The organism is Micromonospora sp. NPDC049801 (assembly GCF_040656575.1).
GTDB lineage: Bacteria > Actinomycetota > Actinomycetes > Mycobacteriales > Micromonosporaceae > Micromonospora.
In genome coordinates this window covers 340603-356917 of sequence record NZ_JBFAMS010000005.1, presented here as the reverse complement: position 1 = coordinate 356917, position 16315 = coordinate 340603, and the positions used below count along the sequence as shown (strand labels likewise).

Sequence of the window (16315 nt, the reverse complement as noted above, 5' to 3'; positions counted from 1 at the left end):
CGCAAGGGCCCGGTCTCATCTCAGGTTGATCCAAGGGCCGTCGAGCCGCTCACGCGAAGTCGCCGACAAGATCGCGCAGGAAGTGGCATCGGCCAACTCGCCTTGGCGGGTCAGCGCGAATTGGACGTGCCACCCACCTGGTGGGGCCGAGCCTGCCTTATCAGCGGCCGGTGATCCGGCGCCTACGTCTGCCCAGACGTTTTCATAGCGTTCCTGCCGAAGATTGGCAGGAGGTGTACCACCGTACAGTCCGGCCAGTGCGACGACGACGTCGCCGCAATTCCCGAAACCACCGAAGGATGGAGATTTTGGTGACCTTCGAGAATATGACCAAGGTGCTTGCAATCTGCAAGCCCCAGCTTCCGCAGGGGCTCCGGCGCCCGCAGTCCGGGAGAATCTGACATGACCGACGAAAACATCACCCCTCCCCGCACCTGGGAGGACTCGGAGACCCATTACCTAAAGGCGCTCCAAGGCGAATGGTACCGCCTCGTCGTCAAACTCCAGGATTGCGTCACCTCAGCCACGGTTGAATTCTGGAGTGCGCGCGGAGTCCGTTTCGGGCACCTCCCGGTCACGACCGGGTCGATCTCGTCACCGATGGGCCTGGGTAGTGATTCGACCCCCGTGTCGGTGTCGATGTTCGATGTGCGTACGTACCTCGCCGATTCCATGCAGTTCGGGCTCGAATACCTCTGCCGCCTCAGCGAGGCGGGTGCCTATTACATGATGCCGTCCTTCCGGGGGGAGGCCTCCGACTCGACCCACCTGTGCCAGTTCTTCCACAGCGAGGCGGAGATTCCCGGAACCCTCGCCGACACTCAGGTTCTCGTCGAGGAATACATTCGGCACATCCTCCTGCGCCTTCGCAGCGAGTGCGGCCCGGATATCGCTAGGGCCAGCGGATCTCTGGACCACTTCGCCCGTCTCGATGATCCAACGCCTTTCCGCAGTCTCACCCTCGATCAGGCGATCGACATGCTCGACGGCGACCCGGAACTGGTCAAAACCGATCCGGACCTTGGCTTCCGGGGGCTCACCCGCGCCGGCGAGCGCAAGCTCATGGAACTGTGTGGCGAGTTCGTCTGGATCACCCATTTCGACGAGCGCTCCGTGCCGTTCTACCAGGCGAACGACGGCGAGGGACACGCGCTCAACGGCGATCTGCTCTTCGGCCCCGGCGAAGTCGTCGGTGCCGGTGAGCGCCACGTCGACGGCGAATCGGTACGGGCGGCGCTGCGCCTGCACGAGGTACCTGAGACCGAGTACGGGTGGTATGTCGCGATGAAGGACACCGCGCCGATGCTGACCAGCGGCTTCGGCCTCGGGGTCGAACGACTGCTCATGTGGGTCACCCAGCAGACGGACATCCGCGACTTCCAGGTATTCGTCCGTGAGAACGGCGTTGCCATCCTCCCCTGACTGTCCCCAGCCGACCAACCACCATCGAGGATGAATCGAGGTGCCGCCGTGGCCACGCTGAACAGTTCCGGGTCGGCCGGCGATCGAGCACGCGCACGGACTCCAGAGTGGATGGCGCAGTGAAGCTTCCTCATCTGGTGGTCGTCTTCGACGGCGGATCCGCATCGCCTCTCGAGCTCCTGTCGAACGCCGAGGGTACGGCGGAGCTGTCGTTCGCGGTGCCGAAGGGCTCCGACGAGGTCGCGGCTCATCTCGACCTGCTACACGAGATCGCTCTGGTTCACGAGTTCACCCCGGGTGACCCGCTCGCCCTGCTGGATGTGATCGGCCAGCCGGACGGCGTCGTGTCGTTCGCCGACCCCGGCATCGCTCCGGCGGCCCAGCTGGCCGAGGCGCTGTCGCTCCCTTCGGTCGGGACGTCGGCCGCGCGGCTCCTGCGGGACAAGTTCCTGCAGCGCTCACGCCTGCGCGCAAAGGGCGCGCGTGGTCCCGATTTTCTTGTCCCGGTCGACGGCGTCTCGTCGCCAGGACTCGACAGCATCGGGTTCCCGGCCATCATCAAGCCGAGGGCCGGCTACGGCAGCCGGCACACCTATCGGGTCGCGGACCCGGGCTCACTGCGTCCGCTCCTCGACAGTCTGGCCGCCCAGGGGCTGCCCGGTGAGTCCTTCATCCTGGAATCGATCCTCCAGGGTGACACCACGGTCGCCGGAGCGGAGTGGGGCGACTACATCTCCGTCGAGTCGGCCGTGATCGAAGGCTCGCCGACGCACGTGGGCGTCTCCGGGCGGTTCCCCATCACGCCCCCGTTCCGGGAGACGGGCATGGTCTTCCCCGACAATCTCCCCGACACCGTCAGGGCCGACGCGTACGCCGAGGCGACGAAGGCGATCGAAGCCCTCGGTGTGGAGAACGGTCTCTGCCACACCGAACTCAAGCTCACGCCCGATGGCCCCGTCATCATCGAGGTCAACGGCCGGCTGGGCGGACTCGTCGACAGCCTGCTCTGTCAGCGCAGTCCCGGAGCGCTCGTCCGGGCCGGGTATGCCATCGCGCTGGGCCGCTCCGACGAGGCGCGGAACGAACTGGCATCGATCGGCTCCGACTCCGTCAGCTATCACATCTCCCTCTATCCCGAGTTGGAGGGGACCATCGCCGGCATCCGGGGGATCGAGGAGATGGCGCGGCACCCCGGAGTCGAATCGATCCGGGTGCTCAAACATCCGGGAGATGTCGTGTCGGTCGGCATGGGGACCTTTGGCGAGACCGTCCTCCTGCTCGGCGCTGCGGCAACCCACGACGACGTACTGCGGATTCTTCAGGCGTCGCGCACGACGATCCGGATCGCGACGGCATGACCGGCCCGGAGCGAGAGCCAGAAGAGGCCGACGTCGCCAAGGAGATCTCAGAGGCTGCAGGTCGACGCCAATCCGACCTTGACGGATTTCGGCGAGGCGACCGAGGCGCCGCGGGACTCCGGCTGGATTCCCCCGGACTGGCAGCCCACCAGCACCGATCACATCGCCTTTCAACCAGACATTCCTGAGATCGAAACGAGGGAGCGCCCGTGGTAGACCACAGATCGACACGCCCGGCCGTTGACACAGCGCCACCGCCGTCACCGCAGACCCTTGTCGAGCTCGTGTCCGCGACCGCCGCTGCCTATCCCGACCACAGCGCGTGCCGCGACGACCAGATGGATTTCACCTACCGCGAGCTCGACCGGCTCTCGACCGACCTCGCGCTGGCCCTCGTGGAGGCCGGCGCCGAGCCGGGCGATCGTATCGGTCTGCTTCTCGAGCGTTCGGCCATCGTTCCGGTCGCACTCCTCGCCGTCCTCAAGGCCCGAGGCGTCTACGTGTGCGCAGACCCACGGGATCCCGACCAACGTCGCAAGGAGATGTTCTCCCGGGCCGGGGTGGCCCTCGTCATGGTGTCGAGTTCGTTCGTCCACCGCGTCGACGGCGACGCGAAACTTCTCGTACTCGATGCCGGCGACCTTCCGGCGGCGTCCGGGGCGGTCGACGACCTCACCCCGCCGTCGCCGTCGGACGCGGCCGGCCTGGTCTTCACCTCCGGATCGACAGGTCAGCCCAAGGCCATCGTGCTCGGGCATTCGGGCCTGACCTGGTTCGCCCTGAACGACGCGCTGCCCGACCTGGGCACCGACGACTGCATGGGCCAGATCTCCAGCCTGTCTTTCGACGCCTTTCACTACGAGATCTGGCGTGCCCTGGCGACCGGCGCGACGCTGGTTACGCTGCCGCACATTCCCCAGATGCTCGCCACCGGCATCGAGCGGCAGCTGACCTCGCGAAGGATCACCGCTCTTCTGGTGCCGACGATGGCGTTCAACCACATCATCGAGGCGGATCCCCGGGCGTTCAGCGGAGTGCGCGTGCTGGGTGTCGGTGGGGACGTGCTCGCCGTCTCCGCGGTGCGCAAGCTGTACGACGGAGGCTTCGCTGGGGCGTTGTACAACCTGTACGGCCCCGCCGAGATCACCACCGCGTGCACGATCCACGCCGTCCGCCCGGCTGATGCGGACGAGCCGAGCATCCCCCTGGGTCGCACCCTGGACGGCTGCTCCATCGAACTGGTGGACGAGGCGGGTCGCCCCGTGCCTCCCGGCACGCCCGGCGAGGCCGTCATCGCCGGGCCCGGCGTGAGCCTGGGCTACCAGGACAGCCCGGTTGAGAACGCTGCCGTCTTCGGGACGGCCGTGATCGGGGACGCCGAGGTGGCGACGTACCGCTCCGGAGACATCCTCGTGCAGCACGATGACTGGCTCGAGTTCGTGGGCCGGCGCGATCGGATGGTCAAGGTCAGCGGGCACCGGGTGGACCCGATCGAGATCGAGCGTGTTCTGCTCGATCACGAGTCCGTCGACGACGCTGTGCTGATCGTGGAACGGCAGTCGGTGGAGCCGTCCCTGGTCGCCATCGTCGTACTGCGCTCGGGGGCGAGCGTCGCCGAACTGCGGGAGTTCGCCGAGTCGCGGCTCCCCGCGCACCTGGTTCCGCACTCGTTGGTCACCGTGGATCGACTCCCTTCCACCGACCACGGCAAGCGCGACGTGAGTGAGATGCGCATGCTCGCTCTCGCCGAGAGCGCACGCCTGTCGGCCTTCACTCCCCCTGTCACCGAGACGCAGAAGCGGGTCGGGGCCATGTGGAGCACGCTCCTGCGGGTCTCCCCCGTGGGTCTCGATGACGACTTCTTCCGGCTCGGCGGCAACTCGATCCTGCTGTTCCGCCTGAACAAGATGATCAAAGCGGAGCTCTCGGTCGACCTCGGCTTCAAGGATCTACTTCAGGAGAAGACGCTCACCGCGCTGTCCGAACTGATCGATGAGCGGGCCACGCGATGACGCAGTCCTTTCCCGACCTGCGCGACGCAAATCTCTTTCGCACCAACGCCCCCGAAGCGATGTTCGCGCAGCTGCGGAAAGAGCAGCCTGTCTACTGGAATGACGGTGGGTCGGAAGAGGGTTTCTGGAACCTCTCCCGCTACGCGGACGTCTCCGCCTGCTACCGCGACCATGACTGGCTGAGCTCGCTGAGCGGGGCCATCATGGGCAGCTCCTTCCACTCGGACCAGGACTCCGCCAGGAGCAAGATGCTCGTCGCGAGCGACCTGCCTGAGCATCGGAACTTCCGCCGGGTGTTCCTCGGAGCTCTCGGCCCCGCGATGGCGCAGCGAATCCGCCAGCAGCTCCAGGCCCTGCTCGATCGCGAACTCGGCATCCTCCTGGCCGACGGCGGTGGCGACTTCGCGCGTTCCATCTCGCGTCAACTTCCGGTCGCCGCGCTGATGACGCTGCTCGGCATCGACGAGTCCGCCGCCAATCACGTCGTCGACCTCACCGACGCCGTGGTCGGCTACCGGGACGAGACGCTGTCCGACCTCTCCGTGCCCGAGGAGACCCGACGGGCCGTGGCACAGATAGAGCTGCTCGGGTTCCTCGACGAAATTCTCGAGGAACGACACGCCACGCAGCCCCGTGACGACGCCCTCAGCCACTTCCTCGCCGCCGAACGCACCGGCACGCTCACCCGCGACGAGGTGATCTACAACCTCGTCAATCTCGTCTTCGGTGGCAATGAGACGTCCGCCCACACGGCGTCCGGGTCGTTGCTGCTCATGATGCAGGAGCCGTGGTCGTACACCGCGCTGGTCGAGAACCCCGATCTGGTGCCCAACGCACTCACGGAGATGCTGCGGCTCACCTCCGTCGCCGCCTACGTCAAGCGGGTGGCCACCAGTGACAGGACGATGCACGGCACGACGATCAAGGCCGGGCAGACCGTGCTGCTCTGGATCTACTCCGCCAACCGTGATCCTTCAGAATTCGAGAATCCCTTGGAACTACGCCTCGACCGAAAGGCAACGAACCACCTGGCCTTCGGCGTCGGCATTCACCGCTGCGTAGGGGCGACGCCGGCGCTGGTCGAGCTCGAAACGCTCCTTCACGCGGTCGCAGCGCTGAAGGACGTGCGACTGATCCCGGACGGTGAGCCCGTGCGACTGCAGTCCAACTTCATCCGCGGCTTCACCTCCCTCCCGGTGCGGGTCAAGTGACCGACGAGATGGAGCAGACCCCGAGCCGTCCGGGGCTGAAGCGCGAGTTCCGCCTCCTGCTGACCTCCCAGGGCGTCAGCGGCTTCGGCGATGTCCTCGCCCTCGTGGCAATTCCGTTCGCGATGCTCGCGCTGGACAAGAGTGGATTCCTCACCGGGCTCGTCCTCGCCGCACGCACGATCGCCCAGGTGGCGGTGCTGCTGCTCGGCAGCGTCGCGGTCGACCGCTTCCCGCCTCGGCCGCTCATGATCGCCGCGGATCTCGTGGCCTTCGGAACCCAGGCCTCGATCGGCATGTTGATCGTCTTCGGCAACCCCTCGGCGTGGCAGCTCGTGGCGTTGTTCGCGGTCAACGGGGCAGCCGCGGCGCTCTACATACCGGCGACGAGCAAGATCCTGGCCGGACTCGCCACCGGCCGCGACCTGCAAACCGCCAACGCCGGTCTGTCCATGACCTTCACGTCGGTCGGCATCCTCGGGTTCCCACTGGCGGGCCTCCTGGTGTCCGTGACCTCGCCCGGTGTCGCGTTGCTGGCCGATGCCCTGACGTTCCTCACCAGTGCCCTGCTCCTGACTCGCATCCGTGGGATCCCGGCAACTGTCGCCCAGTCGGACAGCTCCTGGGCCGCCGACTTTGTGACCGGGGTCAAAGAGGTGGCACGGACGCCATGGCTGACCGCCGGGCTCGCCAACGCCGGAATGTTCCAGATGCTCGTACTCGGCATGCTGCCGGTGCTGGGCCCGCTACTGGCGATCAAGCACTACGACGGCGTCGCCGGCTGGTCCGCGCTGCTACTCGCGAGCTCGCTCGGGATGTTGGCCGGCGGATTCGCCTCCACCCGCTTTGTTCCGAAGCGCCCGCTGCTGGCCGCGTACACGGCGACCGCGCTCGGGGTCGCGCCCGGCCTGATCCTGCTCGCGACGGGTGCCCCCCTGCCGATCACCCTGGCCGGCATGTTCGTCTACGGCGTAGCTCTCGCGATCTTCAACACCCTCTGGGGCACCACCGTCCAGCAGCGCGTGCCCGGCAAGATGCTGGGGCGGGTGTCGGCGCTCGACGGGTTCGTCTCGTACGGTTGCCGGCCTCTCGGCCTGCTGCTGGCCGTTCCGGTGGCTGCCGCCACGAGCCCGCTCCTCGTCGTGGTCATATCCGCCGTCGCGGTGGCGCTGCTCGCCGCGACCGTCTGTGCCGTGCCGGTGTTCCGAGGAGAGGAAGCCTCGCGACGTCTCCGCGAACGGCCCGACGTGAGTGACCCGGCCGCCCCGCAGCATGAAAGGCCGGTCGCCCGATGACACAGACCAGCATGCTCTCGCAACACCACGACCTCGACACGTACGTGCGCGAGCTCGCGGACCCCGACTCGTTCCCGGTGCTGCGGAGCAGGAGTGCACCGGTCGACGTCACGTCGCTGGGAACGCCGGACAGGTCCCGACCGGTCGCCGACCTTCGCGTCGTGTGCGTCTCAGCTTCGCCTGTCGCCCGCGTCGCCGAGGCGCTGGCGGCCCGCTTCGGTGGAACGGTCATCGCGCTGCCGGCCGGCGGCCTCGGCGAGCATCTCGTCCTCGACGATCAGGCCGCCCACGTACTCGTCATCGCCCTCGCCGACGAGGTGTCCGTCGATGACGCCCTCGCCGTCGTCGATCGGGTCAACGCGTACCGGGACCGGCCGGGCGGGCGGGTACCCCGGCTCGGGTTCCTGACGGCGGGCGACCTGGACCAGCTTTCCTGGCTGATCCTGAAGAACCTGGCGTCGGGGCATCGTGAACCGGCCTCTCGGAAACACGTGTTCCTGAGCCCCTTCCCCAATGGTCCGCTGCTGAGCGCCGGCGCCTTGGTCCTCAGCGGGGCGCAGGTCACCCGCGAATCGGTCCACCAGGCAGTCGTCGCCGGCAGCGCGACCTTCCTGTCGATCACGTCGTCCGGGCGGGAGCACGCGGTACTGCTCAACGACACCGTCCTGTGCGGCAGCGATCACGAGTCCCGCCGACAGTGGCTCGAGCTCGGTACGGGTGGTGGGGCTCCGCACTGCGCGTTCGAGGGCACGTGCTTCCTGCCCGGAGTGAGCCTGGACGACGTGATCGAGGCGAGATCGGTCCGAGCCGAGGTCGTCTTCACCAACTCCTGCCTCAGCTGGCGCCCGCACAGCGGCCGGGCGCCCCGTCAGTTCCTCCTGACCAACGCGCTCAGCTCCGGCTACGCCGCGGCGGCCATCGGCCCCATGTTCCCCTCCCACACGACGGACTGGGCCACCGAGACGTTCCACCGTCTGTGCGACGCGGGAGTCCCGCTGGGTGAGGTGGTCGCAGCCCTCAACGGCAGGGCGAGGGAGACCGGGACGGAACTGCCCTACTTCGCCCTGCTCGGGTTCCCGTGGTTGGTGGCCGGTGGAGTCGCACCGGCCGACGAGGCCACCTTGAGGCGTTGGGAGGCCGACGCCGCACGCTCGGCCGAGCCCGACGTCGCGCCCGCTGCGACAGCCCCGGCATCCGGTTCCGGCACGGCAGCGACCCCGCAACAACTGCTGCGGAGCCTGCTCGATCTCGGCCTGAACTCGACGGCCCTCGAAACCTGCGTGGCCGAGTTGGAAGCCCGGTCCGTACCCGACCCGGACCTTCTGGCCCGGGCACAGATGGCGGCGGCCGCCGAACTCATCGACTACACATCGGCCACCTACTCCGGGTTCGACAGCATCTGGGAGCCCGTGTTGGCCACCCGGACCCACGCGTCGCGGACGCCGTGCCCCTACTGCGACGCCACCGTCGAGGAGTTGGTCGGCACCAGCCCGGACCGACCCTGGACCTCCCGCACGGCCGCGTTCTGCCATCGATGCAGCCACGTGTGGGACGCCCCCGCCGATCCTCAGCTACAGGTGCCGCTGATCGACATACCCGAGGTCTGGCATCGCGGGGAGGACGTTCGCGGGACGGTTCGACTGCGTCCGGGCGCCGACGGCTGGAGGACCGACCGACTCACCGTGGGCTGGTTCCTGCACGGGCAGTACTTCCAGGGCGTCGACGTTCCGGACCCCGGTGAGGTACGGGTGACGCCCGGGAGCACCGACGATGTCCTGCTGTCGGCGCAGATGCACGTCAACAACGACGCCTTCCCCTATCACCAGCATTTCTGTCGCGTAATCGTGATCGCGTCCGGCGCCGTCCACCTCGGCGGGCGAGCGTTCGCGATCGTTCCCGAGGAACGGTGAGACCGAAGATGAGTGTCCCCCGCCAAGTCCAACCGCAGGTCCTAATCCTTTCCGAGCTGAACGCCGGCGGAGTGCGCTACATCGTGCACGCCCTCCGGGAGCGGGCGTACTCGCCCGTACTCGTGTCCAACGAGCCCGACGACCTCAACCGAGGACTGTGCGACGGCCACGTCCTGGTCGATTGGGCGCACGACTCGGAGTCTCAGCTTGCCGCCAAGGTGGCTGCCCTGGCCCCGGCGCCGGTTGCCCTCATCAATCTCGTCGAAGCCCTGATCCCGTGGCAGATCCACCTCGTGGAGCACTTCGGCGTGCATGGGGCTTCGCCCGGTCTGGCCACACTTCTCAGCAAGGCGAAGGTCAGGTCGGCGATGCGTGAGCACGGCCTCTCCGACCTGCGGTTCACGGCCGGGCCGGCCGCGTCGTTCCCACTCGACGACGTGCCGGGCTTCCCGGTAATCGGCAAACCGTCGCAACGCAGCGGCGCGTCCCGGAGCGTACGGCTGCTGCACGACCGTGCGGAGGCGACTGCCTTCCTGCTCGAAGCGGCCCACGATTTCGGCGCGGACTGCGAGATGATCCTTGAGGAGTTCGTCCCCGGCACCGAGTTCTCGATGGACGGTCCGGTGACCGGTTCCCGGTTCACCCCGGTGGTCATCTTCGAGAAGGACGCGCACGTCGGGCAGCGCTTTCACGACACCGGGCTACTCGTCTCCCCGCCCACGTCCGACGGGGTCGACGAGGCCGCCCGGCGCCTGGCCGACCGGGTGTCGCAGCTCTGCGCGGCCATCGGTGTCGACGAGGCCTGGTTCCACGTCGAGGGCCGGGCCGCCGGCGGCGTCGCGGAGCTGATCGAGATCAACCCGCGCGTGGGCGGCGGCGTGAACCTGCACGCCGTCACGCAACTCACCGGGCTGAACCCGATCGACACCCTGATCGACATGGCGCTCTTCCACCCCGACGAGCGCAAGCCGAGGGAGCCCGCTCGACAACCTCATCCGGTCGAGGCCCAGCTGTGGGGCGCGCTTCCGATCCAGGCGGACGAGGCAGGAATCGTCACGTGCCACAGTGCGGTGGCCGACCTGCTGGGCCTGCCGGGCGTCGTCGACGGTCTCGTCCTCTCCCCCTACCGGGCCGAGTCGATCGACCAGGAGAACTTCTTCGCTCACTTTCTCCTGGCCGCACCGGACGTGGCGACCCTGCGGGCTCGCGCTGCCGCAGTGCGCGACGCCCTGGTCTACACGGTCAGTCCGCTTCCGGAGCACACCGCCGCCGGATGACCGTCTGCCGATTTTTCCGCCAATGCCCAGCAAGGTGACGGTGATCCCGAACAACGTGTCGGCACGGGCTGTCAGACGGGGTTGAATCCGCTTTCTGACGCACTCCGCACTTCATGCCACGACCGCACTCCTACCCCACGCACAAAAGGCATACCAGCCAATGATCAGCCACCGAACCGGGTGCGAAACACCGAGTTCAGCGGGCGTGCACTTGGCTGCCCAAGACCCTGAAGAAACCGTCGATCAATTGATCAGAAGCCCCTTGTCGCACGTCACTGTCGTCCGGTAGGTTTCCTAGATATCGAGAACAGCCGCTCCAACCCCACCGAGGTGACGCAACGAGTTCCTACGCGCCGAGATGCCCGGTAATGACCGAACCAAACATTTGTCTCAAGCATCCGCGACTATGCGCATTCTTCGTTGATCAATGCCCTTTTACTCTCGACCAGTGAGGCCGCGTAGCTATGTCACTCATGAGTACTGAGCAGTTCGAAAAGTTCTTCGAGCCCTACGCCCCCAATGTGCAAGGATTCTACGAGGCACCTTTCTGGGCCTTCTCCGACGCGCTGGTGCGTGCGCTCATGGACAAACATCTGGGCATCCAGGCCGGTCAGCACATCCTCGACGCCGGAGGTGGCACCGCCCGTTGGGCGCTCTGGGCCGCCGAGCACTTCGACGTGGACGTCACCGTCGCCGACAAGTCGGAGAAGATGGTCGAGGAAGCGCTCCAGAACGTCGCCAAGTCGCCCTTCGGCGAACGCGTCACCGTGGTGCTGTGCGACCTCGAGGACGCTCCCATGCTGGCGGACGAGTCGTTCGACGCCGCCATCTCGACCTACGGGGTACTCAGCTTCCTGGACCAGCCGGCGGCGGCCTTCGACACCCTGGCACGCGTGCTCAAGCCGGGCGCCCAGGGCATGTTCATGTCCCACTCGCTCTCCAACGCGCTGCACTCCAAGCTGAGCCGGGACGGCGTCACCCCGGAGGAACTCGACACCCTCCTGAACGACCAGATCGTGCGCTGGGCCGAGCACGTTCCGCCGCTGCGCGTGTACTCCGCGTCCGACCTGCGGGAGCTCGGCGAAAGGGCCGGCTTCGAGGTTCCCCGCGTGTACGGTGTCCCGCTGCTCACCTACCCGGGCCCCGAGGACTTCGGCTACCCGTACGAGAAGCTCGGCTTCGTGTCGAACGCGCTTCAGGACCAGGAGTTCTTCAACGCGGCGCTGGCGGCGGAGCTGAAGGCGTCGGAACGCCCGGAGTGGGCCGACCGCGGGGTCAACCTGATGGTCCACGTCCGGAAGCCCGCCGATGACTGACGTAGGGGCCGGTGTCGAGATGCCGTACGCGCAACTGGCTCCCATCTACGACCGGTGGACGGCCGAGAACCCGTACGACCGGTGGGCCGACTTCGTGGAGCGACGGCTGAAGCAGCACGACGCCCGGCGCGTCGTGGACCTGTGCTGCGGCACCGGACGCCTGACGCGGCTGCTTCGCGGGCGAGGCTTCGACGTCACGGGGATCGACGGGTCCGAGGAGATGCTCGCGCAGGCCCGTGCGATCGACGGCGAGGGGGCGGACTACCTACTGCGTACCCTCCCGTCCGCCGATCTCGGCGGCACGTACGACGCCGCGTTGTGCACGTTCGACAGCGTCAACTACATGGCTGCGGACGGCGCGCTCGCCGAGCTGCTTCGCGGCGTGGCTACCGCCCTGCGGCCCGGGGGTGTCTTCATCTTCGACGTGAACACCCAGCGGAAGATCGAGCAGGTTTTCGGCTCCTCGCACTTCGGCGACGATCTCGATGATTTCGCCTATGTCTGGCGCAATCGTTACGACGCGGCGACCCGGAGCATCGAGTTCCTGATCACCTTGTTCACGCGCGGCGATGGCGCGAGCTTCACCCGGGCGACCGAGTATCACCGGCAACGGTGGTTCACCGAGGACGAACTCGAGACAGCCTGTGCGGAGTCGGGATTTCGGGTTCTGGAGGATCTCGACGACTACACCGACAACGCCGTGACGCCGGACACCATGCGACGCTGCCTCGTTCTGGTCAAGGAATGACCCAGAAGCTGCTCTACCCTTCGCCACTGCGGCCCGGTGACACGGTTGCCATCGCTTCTCCGTCGAGCCAACCGCCACCAACCCCTGCGCGGTTCCGTCGTGGTGTCGCCTTTCTCCGTGCGTCGGGGTTCGAGGTTCGTGTGCCTGAAGGAGCAGCCAGGTCAGAGCCTCGATCCCCGGCGCAACGCGCGGAAGAGCTCAACGCTCTGCTCATTGATTCCTCCGTGCGCGCGATCATCGCCAGCATCGGTGGCTACAACAGCAACGCCCTCCTACCGATGCTGGATTTCGACGCGCTGCGTCGAGACCCGAAGTTCCTCGTCGGCTACAGCGACATAACGGCTCTTCACCTGGGGATCCTCAGCCGGGCCGGAGTTGTCTCGTTGCATGGGCCGACCCTGCTGCCGGAGTTGGCGGAATTCCCGGCGCCGCAACCCGTTTCGGAACAGGAACTGCTGCGGTTCTTCTCCGGGGCCTGGGCGGGCCCTCTTCCGCACGTGCCCGCGTGGACGGATGAATTCCTCCAGTGGGATCAGGACGATGTCCGGCCCCGCACGAAGACGTCCGGGCCGGAGCAGCGTTGGCTTGGCGCCGGGAGCGTCTCCGGGCCGCTGATCGGCGGCAACCTCGAGACCCTCGAGGCACTGCTCGGCACCGCCTATTTCCCGAATCTGAACGGTGCGATCCTGTTCTGGGAGACCTGTAACACGTCGCTCGGCCCCATCGAGCGCTCGCTGGATCATCTGGAACAGGCCGGCGCGCTCGACGACCTCGCCGGCGTGGTCGTCGGCCGCACCTTCCGTGCACCGCCCGAGCTCTCCGCCGAGATCGAGAAGGCGATGGTCCGCCGACACGGCGGCAGCGGGATGCCGGTCGTCCTCAACGTCGACATCGGGCACACCGATCCGATGCTGACCCTGCCGATCGGCCATCAGGCATCGCTGGACGCGGACGCGCGGGAACTCGTGCTGGCACCCCGACCCGGCGAGGAGCTGCGATGAGTTCCGCGCTCGTCGTGGGCGGCCGGCGCGGACTCGGCCGGGAGGTGGCCGAGCAGCTGGAGCAGGCAGGTTGGTCCGTTCTGCGCACCGGCCGTTCACGGGCGGACCTCGAATCCGCGGACGGTCGTACTCGCGACTACGAGCCGCTCGATCTCCGTGACGACAGCTCGGTGGCGCGTCTCGCCCACGCCCAGGCGTCGCGTGGCAGGACGTTGGATCTCCTCGTGATCAGTGCCGGGAGCGCGTCGCTGGGTGGCATGACCGAGCTGGAGCCAACCACGTTTCTCACGATGCTCGACGAGCACGTGGTCGGGACCTATCGACTGGTCCGGCAGTTCCGTCCGCAGCTGGCCGCCGCTCGCGGCCACGTGATTGTGGTCCTGTCACGGATGGGCAGCCGCCCACGGCCGCACGGCTACGGGTACGGAACGGCGAAGGCCGCAACGGGGTTCCTCACGCAATGCCTGGCCATGGAGCTGGAACCAGACGGGATCCGATTGAACTACGTCAGTCCTGGGGCGATGGACACCGACATGTTCCGCACCGCATTCCCTGGCCGAGATCCCGCGACCGCCCTGGACGTGGGGGATGTCGCCCGGACGATCGTCGCGCTGACAACGCCGGAGTTTCACCATCTGTCGGGCGCGGTCATCGAGCTCCCCAGACCTCGATGACGAGATGGGTCGACGTCGCCCGCGGGCTGATCCTTGAGCCGCACGAATTCCAGTCCGGAAATCACATCCTCCCGAGGGGGTAGGGCCGGTGACAGAAGACAGGCACCAGATCACCGCTTTCCATGACTCCACCCCGGATCTCGACGATCCTGGGGCGCTGCTCGGCAGACTGCGCAGGGACGGCTACCTCTTCCTCCGTCAGGTCGTGAATCCCGAGCTGCTCGAACGCGTACTCGCCGACTTCACCCGACCGATCGGCGAGAACGGCTGGTTCCTCGGTGATCCGGCCGACCGGCGAGCCGATCCGGCCAAGTTCACCGTCGAGCCGCAGGAGAACTACCGACGCGTCTACCACCAGGCGTACCGGTCGGAGGCGTTCCACAGCGTGGGCCACTCGATACGGGACAGTCTCCTGGAGCCGCTCCTGGGCGAGGCCGCGCTCATTCATCCTCGCCCCATCGGCCGCATCGTCTTTCCGGCCTCCAGCGCTCCTCGCAACATGGACTTCACCACGCCGGCGCATCAGGACTTCGTGTCCGTGCAGGGCACGACCAACGCGTACACCTGTTGGGTGCCCCTGCACGACGTCTCCTGGGAGGACGGGCCGTTGGCCGTCGCCGAGGGCTCGCACCTTTGCGGCGTACGACCGAGTGTCCCTGCCCGCGGCACCGGCGGCACAGTGATCGAGGATGTCCCGGACGAGGACTGGCGCAGCGGCGAGTTCACCCGCGGCGACGTCGTCATCTTCAATTCGCTGACGGTCCACCGCGGCTTGCCGAATCGCTCCGACCGGTTCCGGATATCGACCGACTTCAGGTTCCAGCCGCTCACGGAGCCCATCTGCGACCGTAGCCTCGCACCGTCGACCTCCGCGCTCGCCTGGGATGCGCTCTACTCCGCCTGGGAGAACGAGTCGTTGAAGTACCACTGGGATCGGCCGGAGCTACGGACCGTTTCGTTCGACTTCCGCTACGAGGAAGAGCGCAACCGACAGGCGATCGAGTACGCGAGGCGCGGCGACACGCGAGCGATCTCGTCCCTCCAACGGATGGCTGTGCACGACCCGGACCCCGCTCGTCGCCAGCTCGCCGGTGAGCTGCTCGCGTCGTTGAACGCGGTCGTGTAGTGCCGGAGACCGACAAGGATCGACATGAGAAGTGAACTGGCCCAGGACCGCCCACCGGCTGATCTGGTACGCCGGGTGGAGCTGCTCCTCGGTCCCGTCCGGGACTGGCAGAAGGTGGTGCGCGGCTTCACCGGGGCCGAACGATGGCTGGTGGTCGGCGACGACGGCGGCCCCCGGTTCGTCAAGGCGGCCACGGACGAGCTCACGGCCCGATGGCTCCGGGACGAGGCGGTGATCTACGAACGCGTCGATGCGCCGTGGTTGCCGGAGGCGATCGCCTGGGACGCGGGCGGAAGCCGTCACCCGGTCCTCGTTCTCGAAGGACTGCACGACGCGCAGTGGCCCCCACCCTGGGACGCCACCATGATCAGCCTGGTATTGGAAACGCTCGACGCGGTCCATGCCATCGAACCTGACTTCCCGCTTCCGCTCCTGCGGGACGACGTCGAACTGCTTGGTGGTTGGGACGTGGTGGCTGAGGACAGGAACCCGTTCCTCGCGACCGGGCTGGTGTCGGCCGGCTGGCTGGACCGGGCCCTACCTGCACTGAGCAAGGCGTCGGCCGCGGCGTCGGTCGACGGAACCTCTCTGCTGCACCTCGACATCCGCAGCGACAACCTGTGCTTCACGTCGGCGGGTGTCCGGATCGTCGACTGGAACTGGGCCGCGATCGGCAATCCGGTCTTCGACATCTGTGCCTGGCTGCCGAGCCTGCGAAGGGAAGGCGGCCCGTTGCCGGACCAGGTGCTGGCCGGGCAGGGCGAGTTCGCTGCCGTGCTCGCCGGCTACTGGTGCTCCCAGATGGGCCTTCCCGACACGGGCCCGCCCTCGGGTCGTCGGCTGCTCCAGCGCGATCTCGGGAAGATCTCACTCGACTGGGCCGCGCGGGAACTCGGGCTCGACGCACCGGACGGCACGGCCGACCCGAGGCAGCCGTGAACCGGCCCGCCCCATACGCCGAAGCCCGT

13 protein-coding genes are annotated in these 16315 nt (G+C 67.4%); all 13 read left to right on the top strand.

Features of this window, described 5'->3' with window-relative positions; all coding sequences use genetic code 11:
* Positions 1-402: 402 nt before the first annotated feature.
* The 13 genes from AB0I89_RS12170 to AB0I89_RS12110 all read left to right on the top strand — a co-directional run bounded on the left by AB0I89_RS12170 (position 403) and on the right by AB0I89_RS12110 (position 16286).
* Complete coding sequence (locus AB0I89_RS12170; RefSeq protein WP_357124306.1) at positions 403-1422, top strand: asparagine synthetase A; 1020 nt, start codon at positions 403-405, stop codon at positions 1420-1422.
* A gap of 137 nt (positions 1423-1559) precedes the next feature.
* Positions 1560-2780 (top strand): ATP-grasp domain-containing protein, encoded by a 1221-nt coding sequence (locus tag AB0I89_RS12165; RefSeq protein ID WP_357124303.1) that lies wholly within the window; start codon positions 1560-1562, stop codon positions 2778-2780.
* A 284-nt stretch (positions 2781-3064) separates the two neighbouring features.
* Complete coding sequence (locus tag AB0I89_RS12160) at positions 3065-4792, top strand: non-ribosomal peptide synthetase (RefSeq protein WP_357124300.1); 1728 nt, start codon at positions 3065-3067, stop codon at positions 4790-4792.
* The gene (locus tag AB0I89_RS12155) at positions 4789-6003 is read left to right on the top strand and encodes a cytochrome P450 (RefSeq protein WP_357124297.1); all 1215 of its coding nucleotides are present in this window, start codon (positions 4789-4791) and stop codon (positions 6001-6003) included. The genes AB0I89_RS12160 and AB0I89_RS12155 overlap by 4 nt, the downstream gene beginning before the upstream one ends.
* Positions 6000-7295: an MFS transporter gene (locus tag AB0I89_RS12150; RefSeq protein WP_357124294.1), complete on the top strand. Its 1296-nt coding sequence runs from the start codon at positions 6000-6002 to the stop codon at positions 7293-7295. The genes AB0I89_RS12155 and AB0I89_RS12150 overlap by 4 nt, the downstream gene beginning before the upstream one ends.
* Positions 7292-9205 carry a hypothetical protein gene (locus AB0I89_RS12145; protein ID WP_357124290.1) on the top strand — a complete coding sequence of 638 codons (1914 nt, stop codon included), beginning with the start codon at positions 7292-7294 and terminating at the stop codon, positions 9203-9205. Before AB0I89_RS12150 ends, AB0I89_RS12145 begins: the two co-directional genes overlap by 4 nt.
* 8 nt (positions 9206-9213) lie before the next feature.
* Positions 9214-10482: an ATP-grasp domain-containing protein gene (locus AB0I89_RS12140; protein ID WP_357124287.1), complete on the top strand. Its 1269-nt coding sequence runs from the start codon at positions 9214-9216 to the stop codon at positions 10480-10482.
* 473 nt (positions 10483-10955) lie between these two features.
* Positions 10956-11798, top strand: coding sequence for a methyltransferase domain-containing protein (locus tag AB0I89_RS12135; RefSeq protein ID WP_357124284.1), 843 nt, complete (start codon positions 10956-10958; stop codon positions 11796-11798).
* Positions 11791-12546: a class I SAM-dependent methyltransferase gene (locus AB0I89_RS12130; protein WP_357124281.1), complete on the top strand. Its 756-nt coding sequence runs from the start codon at positions 11791-11793 to the stop codon at positions 12544-12546. The genes AB0I89_RS12135 and AB0I89_RS12130 overlap by 8 nt, the downstream gene beginning before the upstream one ends.
* Positions 12543-13547: a S66 peptidase family protein gene (locus AB0I89_RS12125; protein WP_357124278.1), complete on the top strand. Its 1005-nt coding sequence runs from the start codon at positions 12543-12545 to the stop codon at positions 13545-13547. Before AB0I89_RS12130 ends, AB0I89_RS12125 begins: the two co-directional genes overlap by 4 nt.
* Complete coding sequence (locus tag AB0I89_RS12120; RefSeq protein WP_357124275.1) at positions 13544-14221, top strand: SDR family oxidoreductase; 678 nt, start codon at positions 13544-13546, stop codon at positions 14219-14221. The genes AB0I89_RS12125 and AB0I89_RS12120 overlap by 4 nt, the downstream gene beginning before the upstream one ends.
* 88 nt (positions 14222-14309) lie before the next feature.
* Positions 14310-15347 (top strand): phytanoyl-CoA dioxygenase family protein, encoded by a 1038-nt coding sequence (locus AB0I89_RS12115; protein ID WP_357124272.1) that lies wholly within the window; start codon positions 14310-14312, stop codon positions 15345-15347.
* Between the two features lie 24 nt (positions 15348-15371).
* Positions 15372-16286: a phosphotransferase gene (locus AB0I89_RS12110; protein WP_357124269.1), complete on the top strand. Its 915-nt coding sequence runs from the start codon at positions 15372-15374 to the stop codon at positions 16284-16286.
* The last annotated feature ends 29 nt before the right edge of the window (positions 16287-16315 follow it).

Excerpts from the sequence above, each read along its gene's own strand:
- AB0I89_RS12125 (WP_357124278.1), top strand. The coding sequence starts at position 12,543 with ATGACCCAGAAGCTGCTCTACCCTTCGCCACTGCGGCCCGGTGACACG.
- AB0I89_RS12120 (WP_357124275.1), top strand. The coding sequence starts at position 13,544 with ATGAGTTCCGCGCTCGTCGTGGGCGGCCGGCGCGGACTCGGCCGGGAG.
- AB0I89_RS12130 (WP_357124281.1), top strand. The coding sequence starts at position 11,791 with ATGACTGACGTAGGGGCCGGTGTCGAGATGCCGTACGCGCAACTGGCT.
- AB0I89_RS12155 (WP_357124297.1), top strand. The coding sequence starts at position 4,789 with ATGACGCAGTCCTTTCCCGACCTGCGCGACGCAAATCTCTTTCGCACC.
- AB0I89_RS12170 (WP_357124306.1), top strand. The coding sequence starts at position 403 with ATGACCGACGAAAACATCACCCCTCCCCGCACCTGGGAGGACTCGGAG.
- AB0I89_RS12145 (WP_357124290.1), top strand. The coding sequence starts at position 7,292 with ATGACACAGACCAGCATGCTCTCGCAACACCACGACCTCGACACGTAC.
- AB0I89_RS12135 (WP_357124284.1), top strand. The coding sequence starts at position 10,956 with ATGAGTACTGAGCAGTTCGAAAAGTTCTTCGAGCCCTACGCCCCCAAT.
- AB0I89_RS12140 (WP_357124287.1), top strand. The coding sequence starts at position 9,214 with ATGAGTGTCCCCCGCCAAGTCCAACCGCAGGTCCTAATCCTTTCCGAG.
- AB0I89_RS12110 (WP_357124269.1), top strand. The coding sequence starts at position 15,372 with ATGAGAAGTGAACTGGCCCAGGACCGCCCACCGGCTGATCTGGTACGC.